A 9,947-nucleotide genomic window follows, 5' to 3' on the forward strand; every position below is an offset into this window, starting at 1 on the left:
AACCAGCGACCAATTGATTAAAAGTCAACTGCTCTACCGACTGAGCTAACGACCCTCACCACGACCAGTTCCGACTGCATTACTGCTTCGGCTCTGACGGCGGCCTATATTACGGATTTAAATTTCCGGTGCAACAGAAAATTCGTAATTTAAATCCGTTTGCTCACTGTGCGTACAAATGCAGGCTATTTTTACAGTAGCGTTACGAAAACAGTGACATACAGCAATGTTACAGCTTGGCCAGACTCTGTTTGGCCAACTGGGCCGGCGAAGTGTTGGGATAGCCCTTGATCACCTGCTCATAGAAGGATTTGGCTTCCGCCTTCTTGCCATCCAGCTGCGCCAGCATACCCAGCTTCAGCAGCGCATCGGCTCGCTTGGGGGATTTGCTGTATTTGTTGGCCACGGTCGAAAACTGGGCCGAGGCACCGGCTCTGTCACCCTTGTTGAACAGCAACTGGCCGAGCCAGTAGTGTGCATTGGGAACATAGCCCGAATTGGGGTACTGCTTGATGAAGCCCTGGAAAGCCGGAATGGCTTTGTCGTAGCTCTTCTCTTTAAGCACCATGTTGACTGCTGCATCGTAGGCCTGATTCTCATCCTGATTGGTTGAGTAATTGGCTGCGGCAGCCGGTGTAGCGGCAGCAGCAGGGGCCGCGGCGGCTGGAGCTGCCTGCTGGCTGCTGGCAACCTTGTCGAGCTCCTGATAGAGCTGACGCTGGCGCTCTTGCGACTGTTCCATCTGGTAGGTCTGCTGCTCCAGCTGCCCACGCAGCTCGGAAACCTCCCCTTGCAGGGAGTCGACCTGTTGCTGCAACTCAGCTTGCAGCCGTAGGCGAGCATTGAGGGTGCGCTCCAGCAGGGCAACCCGATCTTCCAGGCTACCGGTGGGCACGATGGCGCCGTTGTTGCCGCTAAGGACAACCCCACCACTTGAGTCACCGCCCAGATCGCTGACCGGTGCCGCAGCTTGCGCATTCAGAGCAACCAAGACGGCCAGCGCAACGACAGCTTGCTTGTACACAGATTTCATTCGGATCAAACCTTAGCGTTTAGTACAGATAAAACGGCCAGCGCCATCGTCGCTCGCATATGCAGATTTCATTCGGATCAAACCTTGGCGTTTAGTGCAAATAAAACGGCCATCGAAATGGCCGCTTGCAGATAAACGAACTTCGTTCGGTTTAAACCTTAGTAAACCAGAACCGCGCGGCGGTTTTTGGCAAAGGCATCCTCGGTGTGGGACATGTCCAGCGGCTTCTCTTCGCCATAGCTGACGATAGAGAGCTGCTCGGCCTGCACACCCAGGGTTTGCAGATACTTGGCAACAGCCTTGGCACGACGCTCGCCCAGGGCGATGTTGTACTCCGGAGTACCGCGCTCATCGGCGTGACCTTCGATCAGGACTTTCACGCTCGGGCGCTCGCGCAGGTAGCTGGCGTGGGCATCCAGCAGATCAGCGTACTGACCCTGGATATCGTAACCGTCGAACGGGAAGTAGATCACGTTGTCACGCTGCAGTGCTTCGAACTTCTGACGCATCTGCTCTTCCGGGGACAACATGCCGTTGGCGCCGCCGGTTTGTACACCGCCCATGCCGTCAGTCATGCCTGATTCGGCGCCAGCGGCATCGGAATCAGAAGAAGAGCTACAAGCGGCCAGGGTGAACAGTGGCAGTGCGATGGCCAAACCCTTGAGCAGTTTATTGAGTTGCATGCTATTTCCTTAAACCTTTATAACAAAACAAAAAACAATCGGATTTTTATCAATTCAAGAAGGGCGACCAAGCTGGTGCACGAATTTCACCGCTACTGGTCGGAAGCACAGCCTTGAAGCGACCATCAGTCGACACCAACGCAAGACTCTTACGACCCTGATAGATGGTGGCATAAATGATCATGCTGCCATTGGGAGCCACACTTGGCGACTCATCCAGAGCACTCTGGGTAAGGACCAACAGGGCATTGTTTTCCATGTCCTGACGGGCAATACGATACTGTCCCTGAACACGGGTCACCATCACCATGATTTTGCCATCAGGAGTGATGGATGCACCCTGGTTGGATTCACCTTCCCAAGTCATCCGGCGAGTCATACCAGTCGCCAAATTTACGCTATAAATCTGGGGTTTGCCACCACGTTCAGAGGTGAACAACAAATTTTGCCCATCCGGCATCCAGGAGGGTTCGGTGTCGATCACCCGGCTGGTTGTGACGCGGGTCAGCTGCTTGCTAGCGACATCAACCACATAGAGGTTCGGTGAACCATCTTTGGAGAGAACGATAGCCAGACGACGACCATCCGGAGACCACTCCGGCGCCCCGTTGATACCGCGGAAACTGGTGATCAGGCTGCGCTGCTGGGTGTAGATATCCTGCACGTAGATTTCGGATTTCTGGTTCTCGAAACTCACGTAGGCCAGCTTGCTGCCATCCGGCGACCAGGCTGGGGACATCAGCGGCTCACGGGAGCGCAGCAAGGTCTTCTCGTTGTAACCGTCATAGTCGGCGATCCGCAACTGGTACGGGAACTGGGTGCCCTGCTGGACGGAGACGTAAGCCAGACGGGTCAGGAAGGCACCGCGCTCGCCTGTCAGACGCTCATAAACGATATCTGAGATGCGGTGGGCAAACTGGCGCATCTGGGCTCCCGGGATGGTTGCCATGCGACTATCCAGGATGTAACCGTTGCTCTCGCCACCTTGCGCCTTGGCCAGCTGGCCTTTCAGCACATCGACCAGCTCGAAGTTGATCTTGTAGGTGCCGTCACCGACTGCCGCAATGGAACCCACCACCACGGCCTCAACCCCTTGGGAGGCCCAGGGAGCGAAGTTGATCTCGCTGCTGCTGCTCGGGGTCTGCGGCATCTGGCCACGGGCCAGCGGCTTGAACTTGCCGCTGCGCATCAGGTCGTTGGAGACCACTTCCGCGATGTCCTGCGGCAACTGCCCGTTGCCTTCCCACTTGAAGGGGGCGACGGCGATGGGGCGTGCGCTATCAATACCGCCGGTGATGACGATGTCCAGGGCCGCCTGGGCACTCTGGCCCAGCAACAAACAGCCAACCAAAGCAAATAATACTTTTCTGATCATGGCTTAAATACTCGGTTCCAATAAAAATGAGAGGTTTAATTCCTTTATCAGCAGACCCTGCCAACCTAGGTCAATGACCCCGTTTTACCACGCCTAGACTTCGGGAGCTAATGTAACGCTAAGCTCTTTCATCTGCTCAAATACAGCAGGATCCTTGGGCACCGGCAGCTGATTCGCCTTCAATACCGCCGCCTTGCCGGAACGACAGACCGCCGGATCGCCCTGGCCGCTGTCCACCGAGATGACGAAACCCGTGCTGGCCAATTTCACGCCGATCTTACAAGTTTTGCCCCGCATGGTGGGATCCAAAATCATATAGCGAGTGATCGTGGCCGTGATGAGGGCTGCATATTTGTCGACTTCGCCCTGGGCTGCTGCCGATGCGGCCTGACTGCGGGCATTGGCCTCAGCCGACAGCTGCTGCTGCATCATCTCTTCCATCTCTTTTTGCAGCTTGGCCTGCTCGGCGGCTTTACGCTTGCGCTCAGCCGCGATCTTGGCCTGCTTGTCGGCCTCTGCCTTGGCTTTCTTCTCTGCGTCAGCTTTTGCCTTTTTCTCAGCCTCTTCCTTGGCCTTCTTCTCGGCCTCGGCTTTGGCTTTTTTCTCTGCTTCTGCCTTGGCTTTCTTCTCGGCTTCGGCTTTGGCCTTCTTATCAGCTTCCGCTTTCTTGGCCTTGGCTTCTGCCGCCTTGGCTTTCTCTTCGGCCTCTTTCTTCTCTTGTTCCTTTTTCTTCTTCAGCGCCAACGCCTTGCTCTCGGCTTCCGCCGCTTTACGCTCGGCTTCGGCCTTCTTGGTCTTCTGCTCTTCCAGCTTGCGGGCTTCCTCGGCTTTTTGGGCCTTCTCTTCCGCCTGCTTCTGCTCGGCAACCTTCTTCTGCTTCTCGGCCTCGGCCTTGCGCGTTGCCTCTTCGGCCTGCTTGCGCTTGGTCTCGGCGATGCGAAGCTGCTCCTGTTTCTGAGCCAGCTCGCGCTTGGCGAGATCCGTGTCTTCCTTATCCTTCTCTTTCTCTACCTTTTGAGGCTTGGGCTGAGATTTCTGCTGCTGGATCTGCTTGGCCTGTTCGTTGAGGAAGTTCTCATCGAGCATGACGGCATTGACGATCTGCCCCTTCGATTCGGGTCGTTTCGGTTTGCTGAAATCGAACCCGACAAACAGGATGATGCCGATGATCAGGTGCAGCAGAAACGACGCGATGAGATAACCGGAAATACCACGCTTCACATCCATCTCCGTTAGTTCACCGGATCTGTCATCAGGCCAACCTGAGGCACACCCGCATTCTTGAGGGCCACCATCAACAGGATCACCTCTTCGTAGCGCACGGCCTTGTCACCCGCGACCACCACGGGGGCATTCTGGTTGATCGCCAGATAGCCCATGGCTTTTTCGGTGATGTATTGCTGCATCGCCTCTGGCGTGCCGCTTGGCACCGGCTCGTCATCGGCTTCGCCAGCTTTGATGACATACTCGCCTTCGGTATTGACGCTGACGATGAAGGGCGGCTTGGCATCTTCCGGCAACTGCTCGGACTCAGCCTGTGGCAGATCCACCTTGACCCCTTGCGTGATCACCGGCGTGACCGCCATAAAGATGATAAGCAGCACCAGCATGACGTCGATATAGGGAACCACGTTGATCTCGGCCACCTTTTTGCGCCGGATCCGCTGATAGGTTTGCATTACTGATCACCCTGCTGCTGTGCAATTTGACGGTTCAGAATGGTAGTGAACTCGTCCATGAAGTTGGCGTAGGCGTTCTCCAGCCGCTCGACCTTGTTGGAGAAGCGGTTGTAGAAGATAACCGCCGGGATAGCGGCAAACAGACCCATGGCGGTGGCGATCAGCGCTTCCGCGATACCCGGTGCCACCATCTGCAGGGTCGCCTGCTGCACCTGACCCAGGGCGATAAAGGCGTTCATGATCCCCCATACGGTACCGAACAGACCGATATAGGGGCTGATGGAGCCGATGGTCGCCAGCACCGGCAGATTGGATTCCAGATCATCCACCGCGCGGGAAAGGGAAACACGCATGGCGCGGTAGGTACCATCCATCACCGCATCCTGACCACGGGCACCGGCCTTGAGCAAGCGGGCATACTCCTTGAAACCGGAGTAGAAGATATCTTCCATGCCTTCGATATCATCGCGGCGGGAAGAGGACTCCTGATAGAGGCGATTGAGATCAACCCCTGACCAGAATCTGTCTTCAAACTGTTCCGATGCGAGATTGGCCGCCTTGATCGCCTTGGAGCGCTGGATAATCAGCGCCCAGGAGACAATAGACATGCTCATCAGGGTCATCATGACCAGTTTCACCAACAGGCTGGCTTGCCAAAACAGGCCAATAAACGAAATTTCAGCGTGCACTTAACAGCACTCCCTTGATTTTTTCAGGTAAAGCGACAGGTTTCATTTGCGGATGACTGACACAGGCTATCTGTACCATTGCCCGAGTGATCAGTCGGCCATCCGCTGCCAGGATCTGCTGCGAAAAGCGCAGGGATGCGCGTTTCACTTCAGTCACTTGCGTTAATACATTCAAAAGTTCATTAAAACGGGCCGCCGAGCGGAAATCGATCTCAGTTCGACTCACCACCAGGGCATATCCCTCCTGCAGCCAGACGTCCTGCTCGACCCCTTTGGCACGAAGAAGCTCGGTGCGAGCACGTTCCATAAACTTGAGATAATTGGCGTTGTAGACGATGCCCCCGGCGTCGGTGTCTTCGTAGTAGACTCGCACCGGAAACTCAAAGACTTCCCCCATAACAATCTGTGATCCATTCGACAGTCAGATGGGGGGCTATCATAGCGCAGGGCTGAATAGGAAAGAAGCAGGAGGAGACAGGGAAATCCTGCCTCCCCCCGTTTTTTATGAAAGGAAATATGAATGTGTCAGCCAGAGGCCATACAACAAACTGGGCCAGGCGAGCCAGGGGTTGAACAGCACACGTCCGGGCAGGCTTTTCAGATGGAAGCCAAGCCCGTTAAGTACACCACAACAAACGGCCCACATCAGCCAGGGAGCAAGCCAGAGACCATGCTCACTGGTGTTGGCCGCGATCAGATTGGGGGCCTGTAAAATAGCGACGGCCAACAAGGCCGCCGCGAGTAACATCAACCCCTGCCACGGCTGTCGCTCCAGTGGAGCGGCCAGCCTGGCGAGTCGATCACTTGTTTTCATCGATCTGACGATCCATGTTCTCGGTGTGCTCCAGCCACAGCGCATTGATGATGCCAAATGCACAGGCCAGCAACAGCCCCAGGATCCAGGTGAAATACCACATTGTCAGCGCACCTCTTAATAGAGAGATTGTTGGTTATCTTCGATGTGCTTGTTGGTTACCCGGCCAAACATCTTGATGTAAGTCCAGAGGGTGTAACCCAGCACAATCGGTACGAAGACTGCTGCTGCCACAGTCATCACCTGCAAGGTGTTGAAAGAGGCGGTCGCATCCCACATGGTCAGGCTCAGTGATGGCTCAAGGCTTGAGGGCATCACGAACGGGAACATGGAGAAACCGGCAGTGAGGATGACCCCGGCAATCGCCAGCGAGGAGCAGGTAAACGCCAGCCAACCGATATTCATGCGGGCAAACAGCGCAGTCAGCAGGCTCATGGCCAGACCCAGCACAGGAGCAGCCACCATCCACGGATAGAGGGTGTAGTTGTTCATCCAGGCACCAGCCTGCAGGACAACTTCCTTGTTCATCGGGTTGGATACCGCGTCGGTCGCGGCGGCCTTGACGATGACATACCCTTCCATACCGCTTACCCACCAACCCGCGGCAGCAAACAGCACCAAGGTCACCAGTGAGCAGATCATGGCGGCAGTGCGGGAACGAGCCAGCACTTCACCGTCGGTCTTCATCATCAACCAGGTTGCGCCCTGGGTAAGCAGCATGAACAGGCTCACCAGCCCAGCCAGAATGCCGAACGGGTTCAGTAGGCCAAAGAAGTTGCCGTGATAGGTCAACATCATGAACTGGTTAAACTCGAACGGAACACCTTGCAGCAGGTTGCCGAATGCCACGCCAAAGACGATGGGTGGTACGGCGCTACCGGCGAACAAAGCCCAGTCCCAGTTGCTGCGCCATTTGGCATCAGCACGCAGGGAGCGGTATTTGAAACCGACCGGACGCAGGAACAGCGCCATCAGGGTCAGGATCATGGCGATGTAGAAGCCGGAGAAGGTCGCGGCATACACCATCGGCCAAGCGGCGAACAAGGCACCACCGGCAGTGACCAGCCACACCTGGTTACCTTCCCAGTGCGGCCCCATGGTGTTGAGCATCACGCGGCGCTCGACATCTTTCTTGCCGACGAACGGGAGCAGTGCGCCTACCCCCATGTCGAAGCCGTCAGTGATGGCAAAACCGATCAGCAGTACGCCGACCAGAGCCCACCAGATGACACGCAGAGTTTCGTAATCAAACATGGTCGCTCTCCTTATGCCTTGAGCTGTTCAAAGTGATACTTGCCAGTCTTCAGGCTGCTGGGGCCAAGACGGGCATACTTGAACATCAGGTACATCTCGATAACCAGAAGTACGGTATAGAACAGGCAGATACCGATTAGAGAGAACCAGATCTCGGCTGCAGGCAAGTTGGATGCTGACAGGGAAGTCGGCAACACCTCTGCAATGGTCCACGGTTGACGACCATACTCAGCAACAAACCAGCCCGCTTCGATGGCGATCCACGGCAGCGGGATACCCCACAGCAGCGCCTTGAGCAGCCACTTGCGCTGGCCGATCTGGTGACGGGCACTGTCATAGAAGGCCATACCAATCAGCACCAGCATCAGCATGCCGGTGGCAACCATGATACGGAAGGCGAAGAACAGCGGCAGAACCTGCGGGATGGAGTCATCCACAGCGGCCTTGATCTGCTCGTCAGTGGCATCGGTCACGTTGCTGGTGTAGCGCTTGAGCAGCAGACCGTAGCCCAGATCCTGCTTCACTTCATCGAAACGAGCGCGGGTCTCGTCAGACTTGTCACCGGATTGCAGCTTGGTCAGCAGGTCGTAAGCGGTCATACCGTTGCGCACGCGCAGTTCGTGCTCGCTCTTCAGATCCTTGAGACCGGTGACCTGACCGTCCAGAGAGCGGGTCGCGATAATGCCCAGCGCATAGGGGATCTTGATGGCGTAGTCGGTGCGCATCTCTTCCTGATTCGGAATACCGAACAGGGTAAAAGCGGCCGGAGCAGGTTCAGTCTCCCACTCGGCTTCGATAGCGGCCAGTTTCACCTTCTGCACTTCACCGGTCTCGTAACCGGATTCATCGCCGAGGATCAGCACGGACACGATGGAAGCCATACCGAACGCGGCGGCAATGGCGAAGGAGCGACGGGCAAACGCCACATCACGATTCTTCAGCAGGTAGTAAGAGGAGATACCCAGCACAAACATGGCGCCACAGGTATAACCAGCCGCCACAGTGTGGACGAACTTGACCTGAGCAACCGGGTTAAGCACCACGTCAGCGAAGCTCATCATCTCCATCCGCATGGATTCGAAGTTGAACTCGGCACCGACCGGGTTCTGCATCCAGCCGTTGGCGACCAGGATCCAGAGGGCGGAGAGGTTGGTACCCAGCGCCATCAACCAGGTGGCAGCCAGATGCTGATGCTTGCTCAGACGATCCCAACCAAAGAAGAACATACCGACGAAGGTGGACTCCAGGAAGAAGGCCATCAGCCCTTCGATAGCCAGCGGGGCCCCGAAGATATCGCCGACATAATGGGAGTAGTAAGCCCAGTTCGTCCCGAACTGGAACTCCATAGCCAGACCTGTGGTGACCCCCAAGGCAAAGTTAATACCAAACAACTTACCCCAGAATTTGGTCATGTCCCGGTAGATGGTGTTGTTGGTCATCACATAGACGGATTCCATGATCGCCAGGATGAAGGCCATTCCCAGCGTCAAGGGTACAAACAAAAAGTGATAAAGGGCCGTCGCAGCGAACTGGAACCGCGATAGGTCTACCACATGCTCAGCAATCATGATGTTTCCTCACCGATTATTGGCACGGCTATTTTAAGTTTTAAGCACAAAGCTTCCGTTGGAGGTTAGCGAATGAGCCTTATTGGGACGTGTCACAACAAAACGCGTTCAGCAACCACTGACATTAACAACAAGGCAATACAAGAACACAAATAAAGCTAATGTTTAACAACTTCAAAACAATCAGCCTAAATTTATTCTCGCCCATGATGACCGGGTTTTTATATCCCTTTATTTGATTGAAATCAATGTAAAAGGATTTGCAATAGATGGTTTTCAAAGCCATCTTTAGTCTGTTTTACACTTATTTACGCGAGCCAGATCACAAAATACAGCAAGATATAACATGTTGATTTAAATCAATTTAATAAATTAGCCCCCAACCACCCCGTTGAATTTTAAAAGCGAGGATGACGCGCCTTTTTCCATGTTATCCGAGTCAGACAATCGGCTTCAAAAACTCAATTTAAAACTGCAAAGAATGCATACTCACGCGAACCAATCTCACCAACAAATACATTAGATAAACTAATTTGAACGGTGCAATTTTTCTTGTTTGCCGGGGTCGATTCGAACTCCTACAATGCGCCTCGCAGTGAGGGCATACCCTTGGATACAGGCCGGTTAATCCGGGTTCACGGTACGTATTCGACGATCAATTTGAACCTGTCTATTGGAATCGAAGATGAAAAAGTTTGTTGCTAAAACCATCCGTTACTACAAGCTTTCCTTTGTTCAGCTCTATCAACTGAACCGACTCTGAGAGCTCGCGACGGCTCACCTGTTTATTTTCCGGTCTGTGTCCAGACGCACTCACTGTCTGTGAACATCCATCCTGAATTGTCTTTGCCC

General features: G+C 54.7%; 11 protein-coding genes. All 11 read right to left on the minus strand.

Annotated features, from left to right (window positions below; genetic code table 11):
* Nucleotides 1–229: 229 nt before the first annotated feature.
* The gene (gene ybgF / locus ACRAUW_RS14370; RefSeq protein ID WP_431362823.1) at nt 230–1,033 is read right to left on the minus strand and encodes a tol-pal system protein YbgF; all 804 of its coding nucleotides are present in this window, start codon (nt 1,031–1,033) and stop codon (nt 230–232) included.
* A gap of 158 nt (nt 1,034–1,191) precedes the next feature.
* Nucleotides 1,192–1,716 (minus strand): peptidoglycan-associated lipoprotein Pal, encoded by a 525-nt coding sequence (pal, locus tag ACRAUW_RS14375; RefSeq protein ID WP_005304908.1) that lies wholly within the window; start codon nt 1,714–1,716, stop codon nt 1,192–1,194.
* A gap of 49 nt (nt 1,717–1,765) precedes the next feature.
* Complete coding sequence (tolB, locus tag ACRAUW_RS14380; RefSeq protein ID WP_431362824.1) at nt 1,766–3,091, minus strand: Tol-Pal system beta propeller repeat protein TolB; 1,326 nt, start codon at nt 3,089–3,091, stop codon at nt 1,766–1,768.
* 93 nt (nt 3,092–3,184) lie between these two features.
* Nucleotides 3,185–4,318 carry a cell envelope integrity protein TolA gene (gene tolA, locus ACRAUW_RS14385; RefSeq protein WP_431362825.1) on the minus strand — a complete coding sequence of 378 codons (1,134 nt, stop codon included), beginning with the start codon at nt 4,316–4,318 and terminating at the stop codon, nt 3,185–3,187.
* Nucleotides 4,319–4,323: 5 nt separating this feature from the next.
* Nucleotides 4,324–4,770: a protein TolR gene (gene tolR / locus ACRAUW_RS14390; protein ID WP_005335733.1), complete on the minus strand. Its 447-nt coding sequence runs from the start codon at nt 4,768–4,770 to the stop codon at nt 4,324–4,326.
* Nucleotides 4,770–5,459 carry a protein TolQ gene (tolQ, locus tag ACRAUW_RS14395; protein ID WP_005335735.1) on the minus strand — a complete coding sequence of 230 codons (690 nt, stop codon included), beginning with the start codon at nt 5,457–5,459 and terminating at the stop codon, nt 4,770–4,772. The genes tolR and tolQ overlap by 1 nt, the downstream gene beginning before the upstream one ends.
* The gene (gene ybgC / locus ACRAUW_RS14400; protein ID WP_431362826.1) at nt 5,449–5,856 is read right to left on the minus strand and encodes a tol-pal system-associated acyl-CoA thioesterase; all 408 of its coding nucleotides are present in this window, start codon (nt 5,854–5,856) and stop codon (nt 5,449–5,451) included. The genes tolQ and ybgC overlap by 11 nt, the downstream gene beginning before the upstream one ends.
* 105 nt (nt 5,857–5,961) lie before the next feature.
* Nucleotides 5,962–6,273, minus strand: coding sequence for a cyd operon YbgE family protein (locus tag ACRAUW_RS14405; protein ID WP_041202810.1), 312 nt, complete (start codon nt 6,271–6,273; stop codon nt 5,962–5,964).
* Nucleotides 6,260–6,376 (minus strand): cytochrome bd-I oxidase subunit CydX, encoded by a 117-nt coding sequence (gene cydX, locus ACRAUW_RS14410; RefSeq protein ID WP_005304933.1) that lies wholly within the window; start codon nt 6,374–6,376, stop codon nt 6,260–6,262. The genes ACRAUW_RS14405 and cydX overlap by 14 nt, the downstream gene beginning before the upstream one ends.
* A 14-nt stretch (nt 6,377–6,390) precedes the next feature.
* A complete protein-coding gene (gene cydB / locus ACRAUW_RS14415) occupies nt 6,391–7,527 on the minus strand; it encodes a cytochrome d ubiquinol oxidase subunit II (protein WP_431362827.1) in 1,137 nt (378 codons plus the stop codon).
* A gap of 11 nt (nt 7,528–7,538) precedes the next feature.
* Entirely contained in the window at nt 7,539–9,095 is a 1,557-nt protein-coding gene (locus ACRAUW_RS14420) for a cytochrome ubiquinol oxidase subunit I (RefSeq protein WP_431362828.1), read from the minus strand.
* Nucleotides 9,096–9,947: the final 852 nt, after the last annotated feature.

It is taken from the genome of Aeromonas sp., assembly GCF_050633025.1.
In the GTDB taxonomy this organism is placed as follows: domain Bacteria; phylum Pseudomonadota; class Gammaproteobacteria; order Enterobacterales; family Aeromonadaceae; genus Aeromonas.

What these genes read in the sequence shown, in the direction of transcription:
- ybgF (WP_431362823.1), bottom strand. Translation starts at nt 1,033, where the DNA reads ATGAAATCTGTGTACAAGCAAGCTGTCGTTGCGCTGGCCGTCTTGGTT.
- pal (WP_005304908.1), bottom strand. Translation starts at nt 1,716, where the DNA reads ATGCAACTCAATAAACTGCTCAAGGGTTTGGCCATCGCACTGCCACTG.
- tolB (WP_431362824.1), bottom strand. Translation starts at nt 3,091, where the DNA reads ATGATCAGAAAAGTATTATTTGCTTTGGTTGGCTGTTTGTTGCTGGGC.
- tolA (WP_431362825.1), bottom strand. Translation starts at nt 4,318, where the DNA reads ATGGATGTGAAGCGTGGTATTTCCGGTTATCTCATCGCGTCGTTTCTG.
- tolR (WP_005335733.1), bottom strand. Translation starts at nt 4,770, where the DNA reads ATGCAAACCTATCAGCGGATCCGGCGCAAAAAGGTGGCCGAGATCAAC.
- ybgC (WP_431362826.1), bottom strand. Translation starts at nt 5,856, where the DNA reads ATGGGGGAAGTCTTTGAGTTTCCGGTGCGAGTCTACTACGAAGACACC.
- ACRAUW_RS14405 (WP_041202810.1), bottom strand. Translation starts at nt 6,273, where the DNA reads ATGAAAACAAGTGATCGACTCGCCAGGCTGGCCGCTCCACTGGAGCGA.
- cydX (WP_005304933.1), bottom strand. Translation starts at nt 6,376, where the DNA reads ATGTGGTATTTCACCTGGATCCTGGGGCTGTTGCTGGCCTGTGCATTT.
- cydB (WP_431362827.1), bottom strand. Translation starts at nt 7,527, where the DNA reads ATGTTTGATTACGAAACTCTGCGTGTCATCTGGTGGGCTCTGGTCGGC.
- ACRAUW_RS14420 (WP_431362828.1), bottom strand. Translation starts at nt 9,095, where the DNA reads ATGATTGCTGAGCATGTGGTAGACCTATCGCGGTTCCAGTTCGCTGCG.